The following is a 25683-nucleotide window of genomic DNA, read 5'->3' on the forward strand; positions in this document are numbered from 1 at the left end:
CGGCAGGGAAGAGAAAGGCGAGAAAACAGGCAAAATAATGCGCAAAATTTGTCTCGCTGTCGGGTAACGAGTAGACTTCCTGCCCTTGTTTGACTTCGGAGAATCACCCATGAGCGAGACGGCCACCTGGCAGCCGAGCGCATCCATCCCCAACCTGCTTAAACGCGCCGCCATCATGGCGGAGATCCGCCGCTTCTTTGCGGACCGTGGCGTACTGGAGGTGGAAACCCCCTGCATGAGCCAGGCGACGGTAACAGACATTCACCTGTTCCCGTTCGAAACCCGTTTTGTTGGACCGGGTCACTCCCAGGGGCTGAACCTGTATCTGATGACCAGCCCGGAATACCATATGAAGCGCTTGCTGGCTGCGGGCTGCGGCCCGGTATTCCAGCTGTGCCGCAGCTTCCGTAATGAAGAGATGGGACGTCACCACAACCCGGAATTCACCATGCTGGAGTGGTATCGCCCGCACTATGACATGTACCGTCTGATGAACGAGGTCGATGACCTGTTACAGCAGGTACTGGAGTGCAGCTCAGCCGATTTCCTCTCTTACCAGCAGGCGTTTCAACGCCATCTGGAGATCGACCCGCTGTCAGCAGATAAAGCGCAGCTGCGCGAGGTCGCCGCAAAACTCGATCTCAGCAACATTGCCGATACCGAAGAAGACCGCGATACCCTGCTACAGCTTCTGTTCAGCGTCGGCGTTGAGCCGCACATTGGCAAAGAGCGTCCGGCGTTTGTCTATCACTTCCCGGCAAGCCAGGCGTCACTGGCGCAGATCAGTACCGAAGATCACCGCGTGGCGGAGCGTTTCGAGGTCTATTTCAAAGGGATTGAGCTGGCGAACGGTTTCCACGAGCTGACCGATGCCCGCGAGCAGCAGCAGCGGTTCGAACAGGATAACCGCAAGCGCGCCGCGCGTGGCCTGGTGCAGCAGCCGGTGGATCACAACCTGCTGGATGCGTTGAAAGCGGGTCTGCCGGACTGCTCCGGCGTGGCGCTGGGGGTTGACCGCCTGATTATGCTGGCGCTGGGCGTTGAGAGCCTCGCCGAGGTGATCGCTTTCCCGGTTGATCGGGCCTGACCTGAGCAGCAAAGAAAAAGGAGCCATGCGGCTCCTTTTTTTATGGCGGTTACATACTGCCCGGCACGCGTTTGCCGCGCCCGGCGCTGTTAAGCGTGGTCGCTGCGGGGCGTTTGGCATCCAGCGTTTCAAGGCGCATCTGGAACGGCGGGAACGGCAGATCGATACCGTGCTCGCGATACCCTGCCAGGATCAGCTGGTGGATCTCATGGCGCAGCGGCATACGATGGACCATTTCCGCAGCGTAGATACGCAGCTCGAACAGCTGAATACCCTGCTGCAGATCGACCAGGAACACTTCCGGCGGCGGGTTATCGATCACCAGCGAGCAGCGCTCGGCGGCGGTATAGAGGATCTGCGTTACCTCTTCGCTGTTGGCATTGGTCGGGGCCGGCACGGTCAGCACCACGCGCGTCACGGAATCCGACAGCGACCAGTTGATGAACTGCTCGGTGATAAAGGCCTTGTTCGGCACGATGATCTCTTTGCGGTCCCAGTCGCTGATGGTGGTGGCGCGGGTGTTGATTTTGGTGACGCTCCCGGTCAGATCGCGGATGGTCACGGTATCGCCAATACGAATCGGCTTTTCGAACAGGATAATCAGGCCAGAGATGAAGTTGGCGAAAATTTCCTGCAAGCCAAAGCCCAGCCCGACCCCCAGCGCGGCTACCAGCCACTGCAGTTTTGACCACTCGATACCGATGAGCGAGAAGCCCATCAGCCCGCCGACCAGCATCAGCAGGTATTTGGTGATGGTGGTAATGGCGTAGCCGGTACCCGGCGTCAGATCCAGATGCTGCAACAGCGCCAGCTCCAGCAATGCCGGAAGGTTACGCACCAGCTGCAGCGTGATGATCAGCACCAGAATCGCGATGAATACCGCGCCGAGGGTGATCGGCTCCAGGCTCTCAACGCCCTGCACGGTGGACGAGACATCCCACAGCTTGATGTTTTCCAGGAAGCCAAAGGCGGAGTGGATCTCTGACCACAGCACAATCACCGACAGCAGGGCGATCAGCATCAGGATAGAGCGCACCAGACGCAGCGACTGGGCACTGATGGTATCCAGATCGACCTCCGACACTTCCACTTCCAGCGCCGCACCTTCAGTACTCACCGAATGCGGCGGCTCCTCTTCGCCACGGGCGCGCTGCGCCAGAATTTCGGCGCGGCGGTGTTTGGCACGGTCAAAGGCCAGACGGCGACGCTGGATGAGCATCCAGCGACGGATGATGTGGTAGACCACCAGCAGCAGGAACCAGATGGCGACCGAGGTCTCCAGCCGCGCCAGCAGCGCCTGGGCCGTGGCCAGATAGCCCACCAGCGAGGCGAGGATCGCCAGCAACGGCGCGCTCATCATCAGATTCCACAGCATGCTGTTGACCATGTTGTCGCCGTTGCCCTCTTTATCAAGATAAAGCGGGATGCCGGCGCGTTTCAGACTCAGCGTCACCAGCGCCAGCGCGCCGCAGATGAGGATGAAGCACAGCCGCCCGAGGGTGCCGGAGAACTCACGATCGTTGAGATTATCGAACATGATGAGGGCCATGATCAGCGGCACAATCAGCCCGATGCTCATCAGGTAGTAACGCATGGCGCGCGCCACGCGATCGCGCGGCCAGCCGAAGTGAGCGACAAACAGCCCGTTTGAGCGGGCGAAGGTCGCGCAAATCATCACCACCCACAGCAGCGGTACGGTGGCGGTAATGCCATCGCCCACCGCGACGGCAATAGGCCACGGCCAGGCTGAGCGCAGGCCATAGCCTAACGTCGCCCACAGCACCGGCAGCGGCGACGCCACCAGAATCGACCAGAAAACGGTGCGGATTGTGAGCCAGAAGTGATCCTGGGTCACCTTGCCGACCTTCTCGCTGGAGCGCTCAAGGAAGGCGGTAAAGTGGCGACGGGAGTAGATGCTGAACCCGACCAGAATCAGCGCCCCGAACAGCGGCAGCAGCGTTTCTTTGCTGGTCAGCATCATTACGCTGGCTTTGCCGAGCTGGCTGAAGGTGTCGAGTGAAATCAGGCGGCGCAGATCCTGCACGATATCCAGAGGCCAGGAGACGGTCAGCGGGCTGACGTCGGACGTCCAGAACAGATAGCGGTGCGTGGCTTCATTCACCTCTTTCAGGGCATCTTCAAGCTGGCTGTTCGAGACTTTCAGCTTGGTCAGCTCAAGGATCAGCGTATCGCCACCCTGCAACAGGGAATTCAGCAGCTCGCGCTGGGTGCGCAGCTGGGCTTCGAGAATGCGGTTCTGCTCGGCGGTAAGGTTGCTGCCATCGGCCTGCCGGATCTGGCGCAGCTGCGGCTGCTTGTTAAGCAGATCCTCGTAGCGCATGCGGTGCACACGCAACTGCGCCATTTCGGTGTCCAGCTGCTGCGGTTTCGGCATTTCCGGCAGGCGGGCCACCTGGGCGCGTAACGCTTCGCCCAGCACGTTGGAAACGCCCAGCCACTGCGACTGTTCGCGCAGGGTGTTTAGCGCCTGGCGCACCTGCAGCGTCTGCCCGGACGCCTGACGCTGCTGAGAGGCCACCAGATCCATACGCTGGGCCTGCTGGTTCAGCGCCTGGGACAGCTCGCGGTTCACTTTGAACTGTTCTATCAGGGCAGGGGGCAAATCGGCGCTGTTTTCCGCCAGCAGCTCGGTGCTTTCGAGCGCGCGCTCGGCCTCCTGCTGACGCTGATTGTTGACCTGGTTGCGTAGCGCCTGGAGATAGCCGTCCAGCTGCTGACTCTGCTTTTGCGCCAGCTCGGCACGCAGGCGCGAGAGTTCCTGACGGTTATTGGCGGAGAGCTGCGCCAGCTCCAGCTCATCGACCAGCGCTTTCAGGCGGGCGGACTCGGCCTGCAGGCCGAAGCTTTGTGCCTGGGCCAGCGGCGTGCTGCCGGCGGGCAGGCTGCCAACGCGGCGCTCGACTTCGTTCAGCTGACGGCGGGCGTCGGTTTGCTGCTGGGGAAGCTGACTCAGGGAGTCGTTGATCTCGCGGGTACGCTCCTGCTCCTGCTGGGCCTGGCGGCTTTTTTCCAGGAGCTGGCTGCTGACCTGCAGGATCTCCTGATTAAGCTGATCGGTGGTCATGCCGGGCGGCACTTTCTTGGGCTCGTCGCGCAGATTATTCAGCTGCACACGCAGGGTTTGCGAGAGCTTAGGGAAGTTATCAATAACCTGTTGATACTGAGCGGCGCGCTCGACGGAGCCTTTTTGCTCTTCAAGCGCGTTAAGGGCGGACTGGAGGGCTTCTACGGTTTCAGCCTGATTAGGCAGATTTTTCGCCGCTTTTGCCTGCTCCAGTTCCTGTGAGATTTGTTTTGCGTCGGGGGCGTTCGCTGCGTGCGCCCCCAGGCTGAGGCACCAGGCCATCAGTACAGTGATAATCAGGCGCACGGAAGAACCCTTTTTGCTGTTACACGTCGTCTTTGTTATCGACCAGAGGATTGGCGTCGCGCTCGGCGTCGATCTCCTCCTGGGAAACTACTGCCGGGGTTACGTCAGCGATAACCGCGTCGGTAGAAACGGCCAGCGGCTCGCCAATTTTGGTGACTGACAGGCTTTGCAGATGCGGTGTCAGTTCCACTTTACCCGGTGCGAACAGGTTAATAACGGTGGAGCCAAGTTTGAAGCGGCCCATCTCCTGACCCTTAAGCAGCGCCACGGCGCCTTCGCTTTCGCCCGCCGGCCAGGTCCAGCGCTTGATGATGCCTTCGCGCGGCGGCGTAACGGTGCCAGCCCAGACGGTTTCGATGCTGCCAACAATGGTCGCGCCCACCAGAATCTGCGCCATCGGGCCAAATTCAGTATCGAACAGGCAGATAACGCGCTCGTTACGCGCAAACAGGTTCGGCACGTTCTGGGCCGTCAGATGGTTTACCGAGAACAGGTCGCCCGGCACGTAGATCATCTCGCGCAGAATACCGTTACACGGCATATGGACGCGGTGATAGTCGCGCGGTGACAGGTAGGTCGTGGCGAAGCTGCCGTTACGGAACAGATCGGCCATCAGGTAGTTACCCGCCAGCAGGGCTTCGAGGCTGTAATTGTGGCCTTTAGCCTGCAGGATCTTGTCATCGTCAATGCTGCCCAACTGGCTGATGACGCCATCCGCCGGCATAACCAGCACGTTTGGGTCGGTATTGAGCGGGCGCACGTCGTCACGCAGCGCGCGTACAAAGAAATCGTTGAAGGTGCGATAGCTGGCGGTATCAGGCTTCTGCGCCTCTTTCATATCGACCTTGTAGTATTTTACAAACAGGTCAATCACCAGTTTCGTCAGCCAGCCGGCACGTTTGCTTGCGCCCCAGCCCGCCAGGCGAGTGAGCCACAGTTTCGGCAGAATGTATTGAAGCGAAAGTTTGATGTCGTTTAGCAAGGTAGCCTCCAGGCTAATGGTTTTGCCAGTCCTTGCCCGACGCCGCGGCGTCAGGCAGTACAAAAAAGGGCGCGATAATAGCACAAATCCGCAATACGGCTCGCTATGCTACTCACCGCACGCGAATCAGTCATCGGTTGCGGAGAAGCTTTTACGCGTTTTTACCTCAGCCATGCTTTCCAGGATGCGGTGGTAGTTATCGAAGCGGGTTTCGGCGATGTCGCCGCGTTCGACGGCCTCGCGGATGGCGCAGCCCGGGTCGCTGCCATGCTTGCAGTCGCGGAACTTGCAGTGGCCCAGATAGTCGTGGAATTCGATAAAGCCGCGGGTGATCTGCTCCGGCTCCAGGTGCCACAGGCCGAATTCACGCACGCCGGGGGAGTCGATGACTTCGCCGCCGCCCGGGAAGTGATAAAGGCGTGAGGCGGTGGTGGTGTGCTGCCCGAGGCCGGAGTTGTCGGAGACGTCGTTGACCAGGATGCGATCGTCCTTCAACCCCAGCAGATTGTTAAGCAGGCTCGATTTGCCTACGCCAGATTGCCCGGCGAAGATGCTGGTACGATCGATCAGCGCCTCTTCGAGCGGCTTCAGGCCTTCGTCCTGATAGCTGGAAACCAGCAGCACGCGGTAGCCAATCTTGCGGTAAATATCCATCTGCTCGTTAACGAACGCCAGACCGGCTTCATCAAGCAGGTCGGTTTTGTTGAGCACCAGCAGCGGTTCAACTTCCAGGGTTTCGCAGGCCACGAGATAGCGGTCGATGATGTTCAGCGACAGCTCGGGCAGAATGGCGGAAACGATAATAATCTGGTCGATATTGGCGGCGATCGGCTTTACGCCGTCGTAGAAGTCCGGACGGGTCAGTACCGAGGTGCGCTCGTGTACCGCATCAACAATCCCTTTACCCTGGACGTTCTCTTTTACCGGACGCCAGACCACGCGATCGCCGGTCACCAGCGAGCGGATAGTGCGGCGAATGTTACAGCGGTGCACGGTCCCGTCTGTTGACTCGACGTCGGCGTGCTGACCAAAGCGACTGATGACGCGCCCGTCACGCGGCTCGCCAAACTGCGAGTCGTCGGGATCGGCTTTCTCCGTAGTCTGTTTAAGACGGCGCTGGTGATTAGCTGACACGCGGCGCTGCTGACCTTTGGAGAGTTTATTTTTGCTCAATCTTAATGGCTCCTGGTCGCCCCTGGTGGGCAAAACCTCTATGATACCAGCTATTGTAAATGAATTAACTGCCTGTCACCCGAGCGTGACGCGATAACGGATGGAAAATAGCATGAGTGCCAATGAAAACAACCTCATTTGGATCGATCTTGAAATGACCGGCCTCGATCCTGAGCGTGACCGCATCATCGAAATCGCCACCCTTGTCACTGATAAAGATCTTAACATTCTGGCAGAAGGCCCGGTGATGGCCGTGCACCAGTCCGACGCCCAGCTGGCGCTGATGGACGACTGGAACGTGCGCACCCACACGGCAAGCGGCCTGGTGGATCGCGTGAAAGCCAGCGCCTTTGATGACAGCGCCGCCGAGCAGGCGACCCTGGCGTTTCTGCGTGAATGGGTGCCGGCGGGGACGTCACCCATCTGCGGCAACAGTATCGGCCAGGATCGTCGTTTTCTCTTCAAATATATGCCGGAACTGGAAGCCTACTTCCATTATCGCTATCTGGACGTCAGCACCCTCAAAGAGCTGGCGCGTCGCTGGAAGCCGGAAGTGCTGGACGGTTTTAAAAAGCAGGGTACGCACCAGGCGCTGGACGACATCCGCGAGTCGGTGGCGGAGCTGGCGTATTATCGCGAGCATTTCATCAAGCTGTAACCCATAGAAAAAGCCCTCAAATGAGGGCTTTTTGTTGCCGGGATTAGAACGTTCGCGTGCCGAAGGCGTTCAGCCAGTCCTGCTCAAACTTGCCCGTCGCGGCGCTGACCGCCGGTGCCGAAATAAACTGCTCTGCCACGTCCACCGGCAGCGTAATGGCCTCACAGCCCGCCAGTAAACAGGCCAGCGCCTGACGCGGGGTTTTGAAGCTCGCCGCCAGCACTTTTGCGCCAGGGGCATGCAGAGTCAGCAACTGCTGTAGTTCAGTGATGGTCTGAATGCCATCTCCGCCCTGAGCGTCCACACGGTTGACATAAGGGGCGACGTACTCTGCGCCCGCGAGTGCGGAAAACAGGCCCTGGGCAGCGCCATAAACCGCGGTGCCAAGCGTAGGGACCCCTTCTGCTTTCAGCAGCTTCAGCGCTGCCAGCCCTTCTGCGGTGACCGGCACTTTTACCACCAGATCGCTGATAATGCCGCGCAGCTTGTGGGCTTCCTCAACCATCTCCTCTGCACGGTTTGCCATCACCTGAGCGAACAGTCTTCCATTACCGCCGAGCGCATCGCGCAGCGCCGGAAGTACGGCCTGCACCGGCTGCTTCGCGCTGGCAATAATGCTTGGATTGGTGGTCACGCCCGCGAGGGGGAAGATGCGCGCCAGTCGTTTTACGGCATCGACATCAGCGGTATCCAGATAGAGTTCCATCGATCGCTCCTCAAAATGTGAGATTTAACAATTTTTGAGCAGTATAGGGACGCACCCACGCCTGGCGTTGATCGCCATCAACGTTTATTTCAAATGAAAGTCATTTAATTTTCGTTCGAAATTAACAGGGCAAAGGCGATGATTTTTAATATCCAGCGTTATTCCACGCATGACGGTCCCGGTATTCGTACCGTTGTCTTCCTTAAAGGCTGCTCGCTGGGCTGCCGCTGGTGCCAGAATCCGGAAAGCCGTGCGTCGGCGGCGGAGCTGCTCTATGACGCGCGGCTGTGTCTTGCCGACTGTAGGTTATGTCAGGAAGCCGCACCGCAGCTCATTGAACATCAACAGCACGGCTTACTGATTCACCGCGAGCGTATCCAGCTTGGTGATATCGACGTGCTGCGCGACTGCTGCCCGACTCAGGCGCTGACGGTGTGCGGTAACCGCGCGACCGCAGATGAGATCATGGCGACGGTACTGCGCGATAAACCCTTCTATGACCGCAGCGGTGGCGGGCTGACACTGTCCGGCGGCGAGCCCTTTATGAACCCGGAGCTGGCCCACGCGCTGCTCAAGGCGAGCCGCCAGCAGGGAATTCATACCGCGGTGGAAACCTGCCTGCATGTGCCGTGGCGCTATATCGAACCGGCGTTGCCGTATACCGATCTTTTTCTCGCTGACCTGAAGCATGTCGACAGCGTTGCGTTCAAAACCTGGACCGACGGGTCGGCGAAACGGGTGCTTGCCAACCTCAAACGCATCGCTGAAAGCGGAAAAGCGCTTACCGTGCGCGTGCCGCTGCTCCCCGGCTTCAATGCCGATCCTATTTCAATACGGGCCATCACCAATTTTGCTGCTGACGAGCTGCACGTCAGCGACATTCATTTCCTGCCATACCACACGCTGGGAATGAACAAATACCTGCTGCTCAACCAACCTTACCTGGCACCGGACAAACCGCTGAACGATCCGGCGCTGCTCGATTTCGCCGTGGACTACGCGCACCGCAAAGGTCTGACGGCCACCCTGAGAGGATAATGCTATGACTATGCTGAAACTGGACGTTCTGAGTCCCCGCATTAAGGCGCATAAAAATGCGCTGGTAAATATCGTCAAACCCCCGGTTTGTACCGAGCGCGCGCAGCACTATACCGAGGCGTACCGGGAGAATATGGATAAGCCGCTACCGGTTCGCCGCGCCATGGCGCTGGCTCACCATCTTGCGGCTCGCACGGTCTGGATCAAGCACGACGAGCTGATCGTCGGCAATCAGGCAAGCCAGGTGCGCGCTGCGCCGATTTTCCCGGAATACACCGTCTCGTGGATCGAAAAAGAGATCGACGATCTGGCGGATCGGCCGGGGGCGGGTTTCGCCGTCAGCGAGGATAATAAACGGGTGCTGCATGACGTCTGCCCGTGGTGGCGCGGGCAGACGGTACAGGATCGCTGCTACGGCATGTTTACCGCTGAGCAAAAAGCGCTGCTGGACACCGGCATCATCAAAGCCGAAGGCAATATGACTTCAGGCGATGCGCACCTGGCGGTGAACTTCCCGCTGCTGCTGGAAAAGGGCCTCAACGGGTTGCGTGACATCGTCGCGGCGCGACGCGCGCGCATCAATCTTACGGTGCTGGAAGACCTGCATGGCGAGCAGTTCCTGAAGGCCATCGATATCGTGCTGCAGGCGGTTAGCGAACACATCATGCGCTTTGCGGATGAAGCGCGTCAGATGGCGCGCAGCGAGTCGCGGGAAGGGCGGCGCGACGAACTGTTGCAGATTGCGGAAAACTGCGACGTTATTGCCCATGAGCCGCCAAAAACCTTCTGGCAGGCGTTACAGCTGTGCTACTTCATTCAGCTGATCCTGCAGATTGAATCCAATGGTCATTCGGTCTCCTTCGGGCGCATGGACCAGTATCTTTACCCCTGGTACCGCCGCGATGTCGAACTGGAACAGTCGCTGTCCCGCGAACAGGCGCTGGAGCTGCTGCACGGCTGCTGGCTGAAGCTGCTGGAAGTGAACAAAATCCGCTCTGGCTCGCACTCTAAAGCCTCGGCGGGCAGCCCGCTGTACCAGAACGTGACGATTGGCGGTCAGAACCTGGTGGACGGCGTGGCGACGGATGCGGTCAACCCGCTCTCGTATGCCATTCTTGAGTCCTGCGGACGGCTGCGCTCCACCCAGCCAAACCTGAGCGTGCGCTATCACGCCGGGATGAGCGATGACTTTCTGGATGCCTGCGTGCAGGTGATTCGCTGCGGCTTCGGCATGCCGGCATTCAACAACGACGAAATCGTCATTCCCGAATTCATCAAGCTTGGCATTACGCCGGAAGATGCTTATCAATATGCCGCAATCGGCTGTATCGAAACCGCAGTCGGCGGCAAATGGGGCTACCGCTGCACTGGCATGAGCTTTATCAACTTTGCACGCGTGATGCTGGCTGCGATGGAAGGCGGGCGTGACGCCACCAGCGGCAAGGTATTTTTGCCGCAGGAGCAGGCGCTGTCGAAAGGCAACTTCCGGCATTTCGATGAAGTGATGGCCGCCTGGGATCGCCAGATTCGCTACTACACCCGCAAATCCATCGAAATCGAATACGTGGTAGATACCATGCTGGAGGAGAACGTGCCGGACATTCTCTGCTCCGCGCTGGTGGATGACTGCATTGAACGGGCGAAAAGCATCAAGCAGGGCGGTGCAAAGTACGACTGGGTATCCGGCCTGCAGGTCGGCATCGCCAACCTTGGCAACAGCCTGGCGGCGGTGAAAACGCTGGTATTCGATCAGGGCGTGATTGGTCAGCAGCAGCTGGCGCAGGCGCTGGCGGATGATTTCGAGGGGCTGACTCACGAGCAGCTGCGGCAGCGGTTGATCAACGGCGCGCCGAAGTACGGCAACGACGACGACACCGTAGACACCCTGTTAACCCGTGCGTACCAGACCTATATCGACGAAATTAAGCAGTACCATAATCCGCGCTACGGTCGCGGCCCTGTTGGCGGCAACTACTATGCGGGGACGTCCTCCATCTCCGCGAATGTGCCTTTTGGCGCCGCGACGATGGCGACCCCGGACGGGCGTAAAGCGACCACGCCGCTGGCAGAAGGCGCCAGCCCGTCTTCCGGCACCGATCATCTCGGGCCAACGGCGGTCATCAGCTCGGTCGGCAAGTTGCCTGTCGGGTCGATTCTCGGCGGGGTGCTGCTCAACCAGAAGCTTAATCCTGCCACGCTCGATAACGACAGCGATCGTCAGAAGCTGATGCTGCTGCTGCGCACCTTCTTTGAGGTGCATAAGGGATGGCATATTCAGTACAACATTGTGTCGCGCGAGACGCTGCTGGAAGCGAAAAAGCACCCTGACCAGTATCGCGACCTTGTGGTGCGCGTGGCGGGCTACAGCGCGTTCTTTACCGCCCTGTCGCCGGATGCCCAGGATGACATCATTGCCCGCACCGAGCACTCGCTCTGAATCTGGTATAAGCTTACAGGCCGGTTCGCCGGCCTTTTTTCATGGCGATAACCCACGGTTACCTGTTGTCAGGCCAGAAGAAGCGGAATTTTGCTTTCATTTTAGTCAGATTGTTGATTAAATCTGCAGTCGGAACAAAATCGCAAAAAAGTGACGCCAAACTATTGCGGCAGGAAGGAATTCTCGTATAATGCGCCTCCCGTGACGGTACAGAAATGTTTGTCACGCAGAGCGGGAATAGCTCAGTTGGTAGAGCACGACCTTGCCAAGGTCGGGGTCGCGAGTTCGAGTCTCGTTTCCCGCTCCAAAATTTAAAAATGCCGTCAGGCACGCATCAAGCACCACCCAAGCGGGAATAGCTCAGTTGGTAGAGCACGACCTTGCCAAGGTCGGGGTCGCGAGTTCGAGTCTCGTTTCCCGCTCCAAAATTTGAAAATGCCGTCAGGCATGCATCAAGCACCACCCAAGCGGGAATAGCTCAGTTGGTAGAGCACGACCTTGCCAAGGTCGGGGTCGCGAGTTCGAGTCTCGTTTCCCGCTCCAAATCTTCTTCATCATTTATGATTATCCACAGCGGAAACATCGTGCTGCGGACGATATTCATTTAAATGTCACACAGTTTTAAACAGAGTTATCCACAGGCGCGTGAATTTTGATCGGCCACTAGTCGGATTATTATTATCTGGCAAGTTTCTATAAGTTATTGTTATTTATAATCTTATAATTTAACAAAAACGCCGCCTGGCTTGTTTGACGCTTTTATGGCCGTTGAATGACAAGGTATTTTTAATTTTATACACAATTATTCAGGCGCTCAGGCGCTCAGGCGTCACGCGGCAATCCCTTTTCCACTACCCGCACCAGACGCTGTTTTTGCGGCAACTGTACCTCCACGACATTCGCGTTTCGCTTAGCCAGCTGCTGTTCGATTGCCCACTCAATATGCTCATCCAGAAGTGGATGCTCGCCCTGACGCTGCTGCAGCGCCTGCAACACGGCTTCATCCCAGGGCGCGTTGCCCAGCGCTACCGCAATATTGCGCAGCCAGCGCAGATGACCGATACGGCGAATCGCCGACCCTTCCGTAACTTTCAGAAACCGCGCTTCGCTCCAGGCAAACAGTTCAATCAGTGCCGGGGCGTGAAGCGCCTGGCGTGGGCTGAAGTCCGGCTCGTCCGTAAGCTGCGAGAAGCGGTTCCACGGGCAGATAAGCTGACAGTCGTCGCAGCCGTAGATACGGTTACCGATGAGCGGGCGAAATTCTTCCGGGATCGCGCCTTCTAATTCAATCGTGAGATAGGAGATGCAGCGGCGGGCATCCACCGTGTATGGCTCGACGATGGCGCCGGTGGGGCAGATGGTCATACAGGCCACGCAACGCCCACAGCCCTCCTCAACGGGGGAATCAACCGGCAGAGGGAGATCGATCAGCAGCTCGCCGAGGAAAAAGAACGAACCGGCATCGCGGCTAAGAATAAGTGAGTGCTTACCTGTCCATCCGAGGCCAGCTTTTTCCGCCAGCGGACGCTCCAGAATGGGCGCGGAGTCGACAAAGGGTCTAAAATTCAGCGTGGAACAGTGCTGCTGGATCATCTCGCCCAGCTTTTTCAGGCGGTTACGTAACAGTTTATGGTAATCGCGTCCGAGCGCGTAGCGGCTTACATACCCCAGCGTCGGGTTTTTTAGCGTGCTGGCAAACGCCGCGTTGGCGGGCAGATAATTCATGCGCACGCTGATGACGCGCAGTGTACCGGGCAGCAGTTCGTGAGGGCGAGCGCGCATCATACCGTGACGCGCCATCCACTCCATTTCGCCGTGATACTGCTTATCAAGCCACGCCTGCAGCTTTGGCTCGCTGGCGCTGAGATCGGTATCGGTGATACCCACCTGCTGGAAACCCAGTTCGGTACCCCACTGTTTAATATTTTGCGCTAACTGATTGAGATCGAGGGGCTGAGACATGACGGACCATAAGATTAAAACTCACCCGGCCAGTATACCACACTCGGTCTGGCCGGCGGACTGGCTGCGCGCGGCGGAACGCGAGGCGGCGGACTGTCTGGGCATCACGCTTTTCGAGCTTATGCAGCGCGCCGGCGAGGCGGCGTTTCGCCTCACGCGTGAATGCTATCCTGATGCGCAGCACTGGCTGGTGCTGTGCGGGCACGGCAATAACGGCGGCGACGGTTACGTGGTGGCCCGCCTGGCGCAGAGTGCGGGCGTCACGGTCACGTTGATGGCACTGGAAAGCGATAAGCCGCTGCCGGAAGAGGCGCAGGCCGCGCGTCAGGCGTGGCTTGATGCGGGTGGCGAGATCCACGCTGCTGACGCAATCTGGCCGGAAACGGTCGAGGTCATCATTGATGGGCTGTTGGGTACCGGCATCCACGATGCGCCGCGCGAGGCGGTCAGTGCGCTGATTGATAACGCTAACGCCCATCCTGCGCCGGTCATCGCGCTGGATATTCCCTCCGGACTGCTGGCAAATACCGGCGCCACCCCCGGCGCGGTGATAAACGCTGCGCATACCCTGACGTTTATCGCCCTGAAACCGGGGCTGCTGACCGGCAACGCGCGGGATGTTACCGGACGTCTGCATCATCATGCCCTCGGGCTGGAGAGCTGGCTTGCCGGGCATCAGGCACCGATTATGCGCTTCGCTGCCCCGGATCTCGGCCGCTGGCTGACACCTCGCCGTCCCACCTCCCACAAGGGTGATAACGGCAGGCTGCTGATTATCGGCGGCGACAGCGGCACTGCCGGAGCGATCCGCATGGCGGGTGAGGCGGCGCTGCGAGCCGGTGCCGGGCTGGTGCGGGTATTGACGCGTGCGGAAAATATTGGCCCGCTGCTGACCGCCCGCCCGGAACTGATGGTGCAGGAGCTGACGGACGCTACGCTGGAGCAGGGCCTTGAGTGGGCTGACGTGCTGGTGATTGGTCCCGGACTGGGTCAGGAGAAATGGGGCAAACGCGCGCTGCAAAAAGCCGGGAACTTTCGCAAGCCCATGCTGTGGGATGCGGATGCGCTCAACCTTCTGGCAATCCACCCCGATAAACGTCACAATCGCGTCATTACGCCGCACCCAGGCGAGGCGGCGCGGCTGCTGCACTGTAGCGTGGCGGAAGTGGAGAGCGACCGCTTACTTTCAGCACGACGTCTGGTACAACAGTACGGCGGCATCGTGGTGCTGAAAGGCGCAGGAACCGTGGTGGCGGATGAATCCCACCTGGCGCTGATCGATGCGGGCAATGCCGGTATGGGCAGCGGCGGCATGGGCGACGTGCTTTCTGGTATCGCAGGTGCGATGTTGAGCCAGAAGCTGGAAACCTACGAAGCGGCCTGCGCGGCCTGTGTGGCGCACGGCGCGGCGGCAGATGAAGTTGCCAGCCGAACCGGCACCCGAGGAATGCTGGCGACGGATCTCTTTTCGACGCTGCACTATTTTGTTAACCCGGAAATGAACTGACCTGAACCATGATGAATCGTGTTATTCCCCTATCCGACGAACAGGCGACTTTAACTCTTGGCACGCGCGTGGCGCAGGCCTGTGAAGGGGCCACGATAATTTACCTTTATGGCGATCTGGGGGCGGGAAAAACTACCTTCAGCCGCGGTTTCTTGCAGGCGTTGGGCCATGCGGGCAACGTGAAAAGCCCGACCTACACGCTGGTGGAGCCGTATACCCTCGATAATTTGATGGTGTACCACTTCGATCTCTATCGTCTGGCCGACCCCGAAGAGCTGGAGTTTATGGGTATCCGCGACTACTTCACTAACGACGCTATCTGCCTCGTTGAATGGCCGCAGCAGGGCGCGGGCGTGCTGCCGGAACCGGATATTAAGATCCATATTGATTATCAGGCCCAGGGACGCGAAGCCCGCGTTGAGGCGGTTTCCGCATCGGGCGAGACGTTACTGGCGCGGCTTGCCGCTGCACAAGGATGACAGCATGAGAATTCGCGTAAAAGAGTGGTTGATGGCCGCACTGCTGTTGCTGTGTGCACCGGCTTTTGCGGCGAGTTTATCTGATATTCAGGTGTCGAACGGCGACCGCCAGGCACGTATCACGTTTAGTTTTGTCGGTGAGCCGGACTATGCCTTCAGCCAGCAGGGTAAGCGCAGCGTCGCCCTCGACATCAAACAGACAGGGGTGATTCAGGGGCTGCCGCTCAACTTCAGCGGCGATAACCTGGTAAAAAGCATTCGCTCCGGTACGCCGAAAGATAACCAGTCGCTGCGGCTGGTGGTGGATCTCACCCAGAACGGGAAAACCCGGGCGGTAAAGCAGAAGAACGGTGCTAACTATACGGTGGTGTTTACCATCAATGCTGATGCGCCGCGTCCGCCGCCAGCCCCGGTCGTGGCGCAGCGCAGCGCGCCGCAGCCCGTCGCGCGTCCGTCACAGCCCGCGCAGCCGGTTAAAAACCCCTTCAATGACAGCAGCGACCGCACAACCAGCGTAGTCAGCAGCAACACCACGACGCGCCCGGTTGCACAGGCCCGCGCACCCGCAGGATCGGGGCAGGTGGTGGTGGCGATTGACGCCGGTCACGGCGGTCAGGACCCGGGTGCCATTGGACAGGGCGGCACGCGTGAGAAAAATGTCACCATCGCTATCGCCCGTAAACTGCGCACGCTGCTCAATGCTGACCCAATGTTCAAAGGCGTGCTCACCCGCGACGGCGACTACTTTATTTCAGTGATGGGCCGCTCGGACGTGGCGCGTAAGCAGAACGCCAATGTGCTGGTGTCTATCCACGCTGACGCCGCGCCAAACCGTCAGGCGAAAGGAGCCTCGGTGTGGGTGCTTTCTAACCGTCGCGCTAACAGCGAGATGGCGGGCTGGCTTGAGCAGCACGAGAAGCAGTCGGAACTGCTGGGCGGCGCGGGCGACGTGCTGGCCAACAGCGACGCCGATAAGTATCTCAGCCAGGCGGTACTGGATTTGCAGTTCGGACATTCCCAGCGCGTCGGGTATGATGTGGCGACCAAAGTGCTGAGCGAAATGCAGCGTGTCGGTTCCCTGCACAAGCGCCGCCCGGAACACGCCAGTCTGGGCGTGCTGCGCTCTCCGGATATTCCTTCTCTGCTGGTGGAAACCGGGTTTATCAGCAACAGCAGCGAAGAGCGTCTGCTGGCGAGTGACGATTACCAGCAGCAGATCGCCGACGCCATCTATAAGGGGTTGCGCAACTATTTCCTGGCGCACCCGCTACAGTCCGCGCCCGATAGCCAGAGCAGCCAGACCGTGCGTTCTGGCCAGGCGGGTAGCGGAATGTTGACCAACTAAGGAGTAGCCATGCCGATTCAGATCCTGCCGCCACAGCTTGCGAACCAGATTGCCGCTGGCGAAGTGGTGGAGCGCCCTGCGTCGGTGGTGAAAGAGCTTATCGAGAACAGTCTCGATGCGGGCGCAACGCGCATCGATATCGATATTGAACGCGGCGGCGCGAAGCTTATCCGCATCCGCGACAACGGCGTAGGCATTGGCAAAGACGAGCTGGCGCTGGCGCTGGCGCGTCACGCGACCAGCAAAATTGCCTCGCTCGACGACCTTGAGGCCATCATCAGTCTTGGTTTTCGCGGTGAAGCACTGGCCAGTATCAGCTCGGTGTCGCGCCTCACGCTCACTTCCCGCACTCAGGAGCAGCAGGAGGCCTGGCAGGCCTATGCCGAAGGGCGTGATATGGACGTGACGGTGAAACCTGCCGCGCATCCGGTTGGCACCACGCTGGAAGTCCTCGACCTCTTCTACAACACCCCGGCGCGCCGCAAGTTTATGCGCACCGAGAAAACCGAATTTACGCATATTGATGAAGTGGTTCGCCGCATTGCGCTGGCGCGGTTTGATGTCACCATTAACCTGAGCCACAACGGCAAAATGGTGCGTCAGTATCGCGCCGTGCCGCAGGGCGCACCGCGCGAGCGTCGGCTGGGCGCAATTTGCGGCACGCCGTTCCTGGAAAAAGCGCTGGCGATTGAGTGGCAGCATGGCGATCTGGCGCTGCGTGGCTGGGTCGCTGAGCCAACCAGCACCGCGCTGGGTGATATTCAGTATTGCTACGTCAATGGTCGTATGATGCGCGATCGGTTAATTAACCACGCGATTCGCCAGGCCTGCGAAGACAAACTCGGCGCGGGCGATCAGCCGGCGTATGTGCTCTATCTGGAAATTGACCCGCATCAGGTAGACGTCAACGTCCATCCGGCCAAGCATGAAGTGCGGTTCCATCAGTCGCGGCTGGTGCATGATTTCATCTACCAGGGTGTGGTAACCGTGCTGCAACCCCAGGCCGAGCCCGCGCTGCCCCTGAGCACCGTGCCGGAACCGGAAGCGCCGCGTTGGCAGCCGGAAAACCGCGTAGCGGCGGGGAAAAATCACTTTTCCGATCCTGCAAAGGCGCGGGACAGCGCTCCGCGCTACGAGGCCGGGGAGCGCCAGGCGGCAACCGGTGCTTCTTCCGCACCGCGTCAGAGCGCGGGAGTCAGCTGGCCCAACGCTCAGCCTGGCTATCAGAAACAGCAGGGGGCGCTCTATCAAAAGCTGATGGAAACCCCGGCGGCGGATAATCGCACGCCAACCGTCACACCGCCGCCAGCGCTGAAGCATGATGCGCACTCCCACAGCTTTGGACGTGTACTCACCATTATTGAACCGCATTTTGCGCTGATGGAACGTGAGTCCACGCTGGCACTGCTGGCGCTACCGGTGGCAGAGCGCTGGCTCAGACAAGCGCAGCTGGTGCCGGGCAGCGAAAAGCTCTGCGCGCAGCCGCTGCTGATTCCGGTTCGTCTGAAAGTGGGGCCGCAAGAGCTGAAAACGGTGGCGCAGACCCAGGCGCTGCTGGCAAAAATGGGTATCGAACTGTTAACTGACTCGCAACATGTGACGATTCGGGCGGTGCCTTTACCCTTACGCCAACAAAATTTACAAATCTTGATTCCTGAACTGATAGGCTACCTGGCGCAGCAGACAGAGTCGCGAGAAGAGGACGTAGCCCAATGGCTGGCACGTCATCTGGCAAGTGAACACCAGCAGTGGAACATGGCCCAGGCCATCTCCTTACTGGCTGAACTTGAGCGACTGTGTCCGCAACTGGTGAAGTCACCGCCTGGTGGTTTGTTACAACCTGTTGATTTACATCCGGCGATGAAAGCCCTGAACCATGACTGAAGTAAGCAAGACTGGCCTGCCACAGGCAATTTTTTTAATGGGGCCGACGGCCTCGGGTAAGACAGCGCTGGCAATAAACCTGCGGAAAACATTACCGGTAGAGTTGATTAGCGTAGACTCCGCCCTTATCTACAAGGGAATGGACGTCGGCACTGCGAAACCGACCGCCGAGGAGCAGGCGCAGGCGCCGCACCGGCTGTTGGATATCCTCGACCCGGCGCAGGCCTATTCCGCCGCTGACTTCCGCCGCGATGCACTGGCTGAAATGGCGGAGATCACCGCAGCCGGGAGAATCCCACTGCTGGTGGGCGGAACCATGTTGTACTTCAAAGCGTTACTCGAAGGACTGTCGCCGTTGCCGTCGGCAGATCCGGAGGTCAGGGCAAAAATCGAACAACAGGCAGCAGAGCAGGGATGGGACGTACTGCACCAGCAACTCCAGTCAATTGACCCGGTTGCGGCAGCACGGATTCATCCAAATGATCCGCAAAGGCTTTCCCGGGCACTGGAAGTTTTTTTCATTTCGGGTAAAACTTTAACGGATCTGACGCAAACGTCAGGAGACGCTCTGCCTTACCAGGTGCATCAGTTCGCCATCGCCCCGGCGAGCCGTGAACTGCTCCATCAACGAATTGAGCAGCGTTTTCATCAGATGTTAGCTTCAGATTTTGAAGCTGAAGTGCGGGCGCTTTTTGCTCGCGGAGATTTGCATACGGAGATGCCTTCCGTTCGTTGTGTGGGTTACCGACAGATGTGGTCATATCTGGAGGGTGAAATATCACACGATGAAATGGTTTATCGAGGTATTTGCGCCACGAGGCAGTTGGCGAAGCGCCAGATGACCTGGCTGCGAGGCTGGAAAGAGGTGCACTGGTTAGACAGTGAACAGCCTCAACAGGCTCTCGACAGCGTTCTCCAGGTTGTTGGTGCCGGGCAACACTAAATGTGTACAATCAACTCGTATTGCGCGGATTTTAGGTAGTTTTCAGGACCACATGGTTCTAAGTACAAAACAAGCATATAAGGAAAAGATAGAATGGCTAAGGGGCAATCTTTACAAGATCCGTTCTTGAACGCACTGCGTCGCGAACGTGTTCCAGTTTCTATTTATTTGGTGAATGGTATTAAGCTGCAAGGTCAGATTGAGTCTTTCGATCAGTTTGTGATCCTGTTGAAAAACACAGTTAGCCAGATGGTCTATAAGCACGCCATTTCTACTGTTGTTCCGTCTCGTCCGGTCTCTCATCACAGCAATAACACCGGCGGCGGTTCCAACAATAACTACCATCACGGTAGCAACGCGCAGGGTAGTGCTGCGCCGCAGCAAGACAGCGAAGACGCCGAGTAAGGCTGACGGCTGTTGTTCCATGTCGGGGAACCAGTTCAGCTGTGTTCCCCGCTGGTATTTTATGAGGGTTTACGCTTGTTTGACCGTTATGATGCCGGTGAGCAGGCGGTGCTGGTACACATCTATTTTACGCAAGATAAAGACATGGAAGACCTCCAGGAGTTTGAATCTCTGGTCTCTTCCGCTGGTGTCGAAACGTTGCAGGTGGTTACCGGTAGCCGCAAAGCACCGCACCCCAAGTATTTTGTTGGTGAAGGTAAGGCAGTCGAAATTGCCGATGCAGTAAAAGCCACTGGGGCATCAGTCGTGCTTTTTGACCATGCGTTGACACCTGCTCAGGAACGTAACCTTGAGCGTTTATGCGAGTGCCGCGTTATCGACCGCACTGGCCTGATCCTTGATATTTTTGCTCAGCGTGCCCGCACCCATGAAGGGAAGCTGCAGGTTGAGCTTGCGCAGCTGCGCCATCTCGCCACTCGCCTTGTGCGTGGCTGGACCCACCTTGAGCGTCAGAAAGGCGGGATTGGTCTGCGCGGCCCCGGTGAAACCCAGCTGGAAACCGACCGTCGCCTGCTGCGCAACCGAATCATGCAAATCCTCTCGCGCCTTGAGAAGGTAGAAAAACAACGAGAACAGGGGCGCCGGTCACGAACCAAAGCCGATGTGCCAACCGTCTCGCTGGTGGGCTACACCAACGCCGGTAAATCCACCCTGTTTAACCAGATAACCGAAGCCCGCGTCTATGCGGCGGACCAGCTGTTCGCCACGCTCGACCCGACGCTTCGCCGCATCGACGTCGCCGACGTCGGTGAAACGGTGCTTGCCGATACCGTAGGGTTTATCCGCCATCTGCCGCACGACCTGGTTGCGGCATTTAAAGCGACCCTGCAGGAGACGCGTCAGGCGACGCTGCTGCTGCACGTCATCGACGCGGCGGACGTTCGCATGCAGGAAAACATCGACGCGGTGAATATCGTGCTCGAAGAGATCGATGCTAACGAGATCCCGACGTTACTGGTGATGAACAAGATCGACGCGCTGGAGGATTTCCAGCCGCGCATCGACCGTGATGAAGAGAACAAGCCCATACGCGTCTGGCTTTCTGCGCAGACGGGTGAGGGAGTGCCACTGCTTTTCCAGGCTCTGACGGAACGGCTGTCAGGTGAAATTGCGCAGCACACGCTGCGCCTGCCACCAGATGCCGGGCGTCTGCGGAGCCGTTTTTATCAGCTTCAGGCGATAGAAAAAGAGTGGATGGAAGAGGACGGCAGCGTTGGCATACAGATCCGTATGCCGGTAGTTGACTGGCGTCGTCTCTGTAAACAAGAACCAGCCCTGGTGGATTACGTTATCTGACCGGCTGGCTGCCTGAAGAATTTTCCCCTCTCTGGGGGGTACCCAAAAGATGTCGGGTATATCACCGCACAACAATTATGGAGCATAAACATGGCGTGGAATCAGCCCGGTAATAACGGACAGGACCGCGACCCGTGGGGAAGCAGCAAACCAGGCGGCAACTCTGGGGGAAATAAGGGTGGACGTGAACAAGGGCCGCCCGATCTGGATGATATCTTCCGTAAGCTGAGCAAAAAGCTCGGTGGTTTCGGCGGTGGTAAAGGTTCAGGCGACAATAACGGTAGCGCACCGCAGGGGCCGCGTAACCATATGGGCGGGCGTATTGTCACTATCGCTGCCGCCGCTGCTGTGATTATCTGGGCGGCCAGCGGGTTCTATACCATTAAAGAAGCCGAGCGCGGTGTGGTTACCCGATTCGGCGAGTTCAACCGTCTGGTTGAGCCGGGTTTGAACTGGAAGCCGACGTTTATCGACGATGTGGTTGCGGTGAACGTTGAGTCCGTACGCGAGCTGGCCGCCTCAGGCGTGATGCTGACCTCGGACGAAAACGTGGTGCGCGTGGAGATGAACGTACAGTACCGCGTTACCGATCCGCGTCATTATCTGTTCAGCGTAACCAGCGCCGACGACAGCCTGCGTCAGGCTACCGACAGCGCGCTGCGTGGCGTTATCGGTAAATACACCATGGATCGCATCCTGACCGAAGGCCGTACCGTTATTCGTAGCGATACCCAGCGTGAACTGGAAGAGACCATTAAGCCGTACAACATGGGTATCACCCTGCTGGACGTCAACTTCCAGGCAGCCCGTCCGCCGGAAGAGGTGAAGGCCGCATTTGATGACGCCATTGCCGCCCGTGAAAACGAGCAGCAGTACATCCGTGAGGCAGAAGCTTACAGCAACGAAGTTCAGCCGCGGGCTAACGGTCAGGCGCAGCGTATTCTTGAAGAAGCGCGCGCGTATAAGACCCAGACCGTGCTGGAAGCGCAGGGTGAAGTTGCACGCTTCGCTAAAATCCTGCCGGAGTATAAAGCGGCACCGGAAATCACCCGCGAGCGTCTCTACATCGAGACCATGGAGCGCGTGCTGAGCCATACCCGTAAAGTGCTGGTCAACGATAAAGGCGGCAACCTGATGGTGCTTCCGCTCGACCAGATGCTGAAAGGCAATGCGGCTCCGGCTGCAAAAAATGATAACAGCGGTGATAACTCTCTGCTGCGTCTGCCGCCGGCGTCATCCAATACCGGCAGCAACCGCGCCAGCAGCGCATCGTCGTCATCATCGAATGCCGATATCATGGACCAACGCCGCGCCAACGCGCAGCGTAACGACTACCAACGCCCAGGGGAATAAACGATGAGGAAGTCAGTTATTGCGATAATTATCATCGTGCTGGTCGTGCTCTATAGCTCGATTTTCGTGGTGAAAGAGGGCGAGCGCGGTATTACCCTGCAGTTCAGCAAGGTGGTGCGTGATGAAGACAACAAGCCGCAGGTGTACGAGCCGGGCCTGCACTTCAAGATCCCGCTGATTGAATCAGTGAAGACCCTTGATGCGCGTATCCAGACCATGGATAACCAGGCCGACCGCTTTGTGACCAAAGAGAAGAAAGACCTGATCGTCGATTCCTACATCAAGTGGCGCATCAGCGACTTCAGCCGTTACTACCTGGCAACCGGCGGGGGCGACATCTCCCAGGCCGAAGTGCTGCTGAAGCGTAAGTTCTCTGACCGTCTGCGTTCAGAAATCGGGCGTCTGGATGTGAAAGACATCGTTACCGACTCCCGTGGTCGTCTGACCTCTGAAGTGCGCGAGGCGCTGAACTCCGGTTCTGCCGGCACCGAAGACGAAGTGGAAACCCCGGCAGCGGACGACGCTATTGCTAAAGCCGCCGAGCGCGTAGCGGCGGAAACCAACGGTAAAATCCCGGTGGTTAACCCGAACAGCATGGCAGCGTTAGGTATTGAAGTGGTGGATGTGCGTATCAAGCAGATCAACCTGCCGACCGAAGTATCCGAGGCGATCTTCAGCCGTATGCGCGCCGAGCGTGAAGCGGTAGCGCGTCGTCATCGTTCACAGGGTCAGGAAGAGGCCGAGAAACTGCGCGCGGCGGCGGACTATGAAGTTACCCGTACGCTGGCAGAATCCGAGCGTCAGGCGCTGATCCTGCGCGGTGAAGGTGATGCCGAAGCGGCGAAACTGTTTGCTGACGCGTTCAGCCAGGATCCGGACTTCTACGCCTTTATCCGTAGCCTGCGTGCTTATGAAGGTAGCTTCCAGAGCAATCAGGATGTGATGGTACTCAGCCCGGACAGCGATTTCTTCCGCTTTATGAAGTCGCCGGGCAACAGCACTCGCTGATCCCGCGTCAGGCATAACGAAACCACCCGCTCCGGTTTACCGGCGGGTGGTTTTCTTTTTCTGGCCTCCGGTAAAGCGCTTCGGGTATGCTGCGCAGCAACCTGATATAAAGGAACACCCAATGAATTCAACAATCTGGCTGGCGCTCGCCCTGGTACTGGTACTGGAAGGCCTTGGGCCACTGCTGTTTCCGCGCCTGTGGAAACGAATGGTGCTCAGCATTAGCCAGCAACCGGATACGCTTTTACGTCGCTTTGGCGGCGGTCTTGTGGTTGCAGGCGTTGTAATCTACTACATGTTGACGAAAACGATTAACTGAGCACAATTCTGGGTTTATCGCCGATTTTAGTTGTCTAAAAGTGCTGATCATCATGAAAACCGATGGTAGAATCCTTTTTTAAGCAAACGGTGATTTTGAAAAATGGGTAACAACGTCGTCGTACTGGGCACCCAATGGGGTGACGAAGGTAAAGGGAAGATCGTCGATCTCCTGACTGAAAGGGCTAAATATGTTGTGCGCTACCAGGGTGGTCACAACGCAGGCCATACTCTCGTAATCAACGGTGAAAAAACCGTTCTCCATCTTATCCCCTCAGGTATTCTTCGCGATAACGTCACCAGCATCATTGGTAATGGTGTAGTGCTGTCGCCAGCTGCGCTGATGAAAGAGATGAAGGAACTGGAAGACCGCGGTATCCCGGTTCGTGAACGTCTGCTGTTATCTGAAGCCTGCCCGCTGATCCTTGATTATCACGTCGCCCTTGACGTGGCGCGTGAAAAAGCACGCGGCGCGAAAGCGATTGGTACCACCGGTCGTGGTATCGGTCCGGCTTATGAAGATAAAGTGGCCCGCCGCGGCCTGCGCGTTGGCGACCTGTTCGACAAAGCCACCTTCGCTGACAAGCTGAAAGAAGTAATGGAATACCATAACTTCCAGCTGGTGAACTTCTATAAAGTTGACGCCGTTGACTACCAGAAAGTGCTGGATGACGTGATGGCTATCGCCGACATCCTGACCGCGATGGTGGTGGACGTTTCTGACCTGCTGGATCAGGCACGTCAGCGCGGCGACTTCATCATGTTCGAAGGCGCGCAGGGTACCCTGCTCGACATCGACCACGGTACCTATCCGTACGTGACCTCCTCCAACACCACCGCCGGTGGCGTGGCGACCGGTTCCGGTATTGGCCCGCGCTATGTGGATTACGTGCTGGGCATCATCAAGGCTTACTCTACCCGCGTTGGCGCCGGTCCGTTCCCGACCGAACTGTTCGACGATATCGGCGAGTTCCTGTGCAAGCAGGGTAACGAGTTCGGCGCCACTACCGGTCGTCGTCGTCGTACCGGCTGGCTGGATGCGGTTGCAGTGCGTCGCGCAGTGCAGATCAACTCCCTGTCAGGCTTCTGCCTTACCAAGCTGGACGTGCTGGACGGCCTGAAAGAGGTAAAAATCTGCGTCGGTTACCGTATGCCGGATGGCCGTGAAGTCACCACCACCCCGATGGCGGCGGACGACTGGGAAGGCATCGAGCCGATCTACGAAACCATGCCGGGCTGGTCTGAAACCACCTTCGGCGTGAAAACGCGCAGTGGCCTGCCGCAGGCAGCGCTGAACTACATCACGCGTATCGAAGAGCTGACCGGCGTGCCTGTTGATATTATTTCAACCGGCCCGGACCGTTCAGAAACCATGATCCTGCGCGACCCGTTCGACGCATAATCATTGAGGGGCGCGCTATGCGCCCCTTGTTACTTTTATGCTATCCTGCTTTGCCTCTTCCACTGATTTCACGCCGTTTTCTCACCCCGACGAAGCGCAAATAAATTAGCGGCTCCATAGCTGGCTGGTTTATCATCAATATGATACATACCCTTTATCCATCCGGGTTCAGACCGTATCGCAGGCGATGATAGAAATGGTCACCTTAAGCGCGGCGGTGTCATTTTCCTGTAATCCAAATCATTAAGG

The 25683-nt window shown here is 58.2% G+C and carries 19 protein-coding genes, 3 tRNA genes and 1 pseudogene; 18 read left to right on the top strand and 5 right to left on the bottom strand.

Features of this window, described 5'->3' with window-relative positions; genetic code table 11:
* Positions 1-109 precede the first annotated feature (109 nt).
* Positions 110-1087 (top strand): elongation factor P--(R)-beta-lysine ligase, encoded by a 978-nt coding sequence (epmA, locus tag ET34_RS0109625; protein ID WP_031521537.1) that lies wholly within the window; start codon positions 110-112, stop codon positions 1085-1087.
* A 49-nt stretch (positions 1088-1136) separates the two neighbouring features.
* Here the strand turns inward: epmA and mscM are convergent, their stop codons facing one another.
* The 3 genes from mscM to rsgA form a co-directional block, all read right to left on the bottom strand.
* Positions 1137-4478 carry a miniconductance mechanosensitive channel MscM gene (mscM, locus tag ET34_RS0109630; RefSeq protein ID WP_031521539.1) on the bottom strand — a complete coding sequence of 1114 codons (3342 nt, stop codon included), beginning with the start codon at positions 4476-4478 and terminating at the stop codon, positions 1137-1139.
* 19 nt (positions 4479-4497) lie between these two features.
* A complete protein-coding gene (gene asd / locus ET34_RS0109635; RefSeq protein WP_031521541.1) occupies positions 4498-5460 on the bottom strand; it encodes an archaetidylserine decarboxylase in 963 nt (320 codons plus the stop codon).
* 126 nt (positions 5461-5586) lie between these two features.
* The gene (gene rsgA / locus ET34_RS0109640) at positions 5587-6633 is read right to left on the bottom strand and encodes a small ribosomal subunit biogenesis GTPase RsgA (RefSeq protein WP_031521544.1); all 1047 of its coding nucleotides are present in this window, start codon (positions 6631-6633) and stop codon (positions 5587-5589) included.
* Positions 6634-6745: 112 nt separating this feature from the next.
* On the opposite strand from rsgA, the gene orn reads away from it, so the two are divergent.
* The gene (gene orn / locus ET34_RS0109645) at positions 6746-7291 is read left to right on the top strand and encodes an oligoribonuclease (RefSeq protein WP_031521546.1); all 546 of its coding nucleotides are present in this window, start codon (positions 6746-6748) and stop codon (positions 7289-7291) included.
* A 43-nt stretch (positions 7292-7334) separates the two neighbouring features.
* On the opposite strand, the gene fsa is transcribed toward orn, so the two are convergent.
* Positions 7335-7997 carry a fructose-6-phosphate aldolase gene (gene fsa / locus ET34_RS0109650; protein ID WP_031521548.1) on the bottom strand — a complete coding sequence of 221 codons (663 nt, stop codon included), beginning with the start codon at positions 7995-7997 and terminating at the stop codon, positions 7335-7337.
* Positions 7998-8135: 138 nt separating this feature from the next.
* On the opposite strand from fsa, the gene ET34_RS0109655 reads away from it, so the two are divergent.
* The 5 genes from ET34_RS0109655 (at position 8136) to ET34_RS0109675 (ending at position 12015) form a co-directional block, all read left to right on the top strand.
* On the top strand, positions 8136-9035 hold the full coding sequence (locus ET34_RS0109655) for a glycyl-radical enzyme activating protein (RefSeq protein WP_031521549.1): 900 nt from the start codon (positions 8136-8138) through the stop codon (positions 9033-9035).
* A 4-nt stretch (positions 9036-9039) separates the two neighbouring features.
* The gene (locus ET34_RS0109660) at positions 9040-11472 is read left to right on the top strand and encodes a formate C-acetyltransferase/glycerol dehydratase family glycyl radical enzyme (protein WP_031521551.1); all 2433 of its coding nucleotides are present in this window, start codon (positions 9040-9042) and stop codon (positions 11470-11472) included.
* A gap of 231 nt (positions 11473-11703) precedes the next feature.
* Positions 11704-11779 (top strand) — tRNA-Gly (locus ET34_RS0109665).
* Between the two features lie 42 nt (positions 11780-11821).
* Positions 11822-11897 (top strand) — tRNA-Gly (locus ET34_RS0109670).
* Positions 11898-11939: 42 nt separating this feature from the next.
* Positions 11940-12015 (top strand) — tRNA-Gly (locus tag ET34_RS0109675).
* 279 nt (positions 12016-12294) lie between these two features.
* Here the strand turns inward: ET34_RS0109675 and queG are convergent.
* On the bottom strand, positions 12295-13434 hold the full coding sequence (gene queG, locus ET34_RS0109680; protein ID WP_031521553.1) for a tRNA epoxyqueuosine(34) reductase QueG: 1140 nt from the start codon (positions 13432-13434) through the stop codon (positions 12295-12297).
* Between queG and nnr the strand changes: the two are divergent.
* The 11 genes and pseudogenes from nnr to ET34_RS0109735 all read left to right on the top strand — a co-directional run bounded on the left by nnr (position 13433) and on the right by ET34_RS0109735 (position 25434).
* A pseudogene (nnr, locus tag ET34_RS20940) lies at positions 13433-15026 on the top strand (bifunctional ADP-dependent NAD(P)H-hydrate dehydratase/NAD(P)H-hydrate epimerase). The gene queG and the pseudogene nnr sit on opposite strands and share 2 nt — an antisense overlap.
* A complete protein-coding gene (tsaE, locus tag ET34_RS0109690; RefSeq protein WP_031521555.1) occupies positions 14950-15420 on the top strand; it encodes a tRNA (adenosine(37)-N6)-threonylcarbamoyltransferase complex ATPase subunit type 1 TsaE in 471 nt (156 codons plus the stop codon). Before nnr ends, tsaE begins: the two are co-directional and overlap by 77 nt.
* A gap of 4 nt (positions 15421-15424) precedes the next feature.
* Entirely contained in the window at positions 15425-16765 is a 1341-nt protein-coding gene (amiB, locus tag ET34_RS0109695; RefSeq protein WP_031521557.1) for an N-acetylmuramoyl-L-alanine amidase AmiB, read from the top strand.
* A 9-nt stretch (positions 16766-16774) separates the two neighbouring features.
* On the top strand, positions 16775-18649 hold the full coding sequence (gene mutL / locus ET34_RS0109700) for a DNA mismatch repair endonuclease MutL (RefSeq protein WP_031521559.1): 1875 nt from the start codon (positions 16775-16777) through the stop codon (positions 18647-18649).
* Complete coding sequence (gene miaA / locus ET34_RS0109705; protein WP_031521561.1) at positions 18642-19592, top strand: tRNA (adenosine(37)-N6)-dimethylallyltransferase MiaA; 951 nt, start codon at positions 18642-18644, stop codon at positions 19590-19592. The genes mutL and miaA overlap by 8 nt, the downstream gene beginning before the upstream one ends.
* A 93-nt stretch (positions 19593-19685) precedes the next feature.
* Positions 19686-19997, top strand: coding sequence for an RNA chaperone Hfq (hfq, locus tag ET34_RS0109710; RefSeq protein ID WP_031521563.1), 312 nt, complete (start codon positions 19686-19688; stop codon positions 19995-19997).
* A gap of 75 nt (positions 19998-20072) precedes the next feature.
* Positions 20073-21353 (top strand): ribosome rescue GTPase HflX, encoded by a 1281-nt coding sequence (hflX, locus tag ET34_RS0109715; protein ID WP_031521564.1) that lies wholly within the window; start codon positions 20073-20075, stop codon positions 21351-21353.
* A 90-nt stretch (positions 21354-21443) separates the two neighbouring features.
* Positions 21444-22706 carry an FtsH protease activity modulator HflK gene (gene hflK, locus ET34_RS0109720; protein ID WP_031521566.1) on the top strand — a complete coding sequence of 421 codons (1263 nt, stop codon included), beginning with the start codon at positions 21444-21446 and terminating at the stop codon, positions 22704-22706.
* 3 nt (positions 22707-22709) lie between these two features.
* Positions 22710-23714: a protease modulator HflC gene (gene hflC, locus ET34_RS0109725; protein WP_031521568.1), complete on the top strand. Its 1005-nt coding sequence runs from the start codon at positions 22710-22712 to the stop codon at positions 23712-23714.
* A gap of 121 nt (positions 23715-23835) precedes the next feature.
* Entirely contained in the window at positions 23836-24033 is a 198-nt protein-coding gene (locus ET34_RS0109730; RefSeq protein ID WP_031521570.1) for a DUF2065 domain-containing protein, read from the top strand.
* 102 nt (positions 24034-24135) lie between these two features.
* Positions 24136-25434, top strand: a complete 1299-nt coding sequence (locus ET34_RS0109735) for an adenylosuccinate synthase (protein WP_031521572.1) — start codon at positions 24136-24138, stop codon at positions 25432-25434.
* The last annotated feature ends 249 nt before the right edge of the window (positions 25435-25683 follow it).

The sequence above is a fragment of the Siccibacter colletis genome (assembly GCF_000696575.1).
GTDB classification, from domain to species: domain Bacteria; phylum Pseudomonadota; class Gammaproteobacteria; order Enterobacterales; family Enterobacteriaceae; genus Siccibacter; species Siccibacter colletis.

Bases quoted from the DNA above. Each gene is read 5' to 3' on its own strand.
- orn (WP_031521546.1), top strand. From the start codon at position 6,746: ATGAGTGCCAATGAAAACAACCTCATTTGGATCGATCTTGAAATGACC.
- mutL (WP_031521559.1), top strand. From the start codon at position 16,775: ATGCCGATTCAGATCCTGCCGCCACAGCTTGCGAACCAGATTGCCGCT.
- hflK (WP_031521566.1), top strand. From the start codon at position 21,444: ATGGCGTGGAATCAGCCCGGTAATAACGGACAGGACCGCGACCCGTGG.
- ET34_RS0109730 (WP_031521570.1), top strand. From the start codon at position 23,836: ATGAATTCAACAATCTGGCTGGCGCTCGCCCTGGTACTGGTACTGGAA.
- amiB (WP_031521557.1), top strand. From the start codon at position 15,425: ATGAGAATTCGCGTAAAAGAGTGGTTGATGGCCGCACTGCTGTTGCTG.
- ET34_RS0109735 (WP_031521572.1), top strand. From the start codon at position 24,136: ATGGGTAACAACGTCGTCGTACTGGGCACCCAATGGGGTGACGAAGGT.
- tsaE (WP_031521555.1), top strand. From the start codon at position 14,950: ATGATGAATCGTGTTATTCCCCTATCCGACGAACAGGCGACTTTAACT.
- miaA (WP_031521561.1), top strand. From the start codon at position 18,642: ATGACTGAAGTAAGCAAGACTGGCCTGCCACAGGCAATTTTTTTAATG.
- queG (WP_031521553.1), bottom strand. From the start codon at position 13,434: ATGTCTCAGCCCCTCGATCTCAATCAGTTAGCGCAAAATATTAAACAG.
- hflC (WP_031521568.1), top strand. From the start codon at position 22,710: ATGAGGAAGTCAGTTATTGCGATAATTATCATCGTGCTGGTCGTGCTC.
- epmA (WP_031521537.1), top strand. From the start codon at position 110: ATGAGCGAGACGGCCACCTGGCAGCCGAGCGCATCCATCCCCAACCTG.
- ET34_RS0109660 (WP_031521551.1), top strand. From the start codon at position 9,040: ATGACTATGCTGAAACTGGACGTTCTGAGTCCCCGCATTAAGGCGCAT.
- hfq (WP_031521563.1), top strand. From the start codon at position 19,686: ATGGCTAAGGGGCAATCTTTACAAGATCCGTTCTTGAACGCACTGCGT.
- fsa (WP_031521548.1), bottom strand. From the start codon at position 7,997: ATGGAACTCTATCTGGATACCGCTGATGTCGATGCCGTAAAACGACTG.
- ET34_RS0109655 (WP_031521549.1), top strand. From the start codon at position 8,136: ATGATTTTTAATATCCAGCGTTATTCCACGCATGACGGTCCCGGTATT.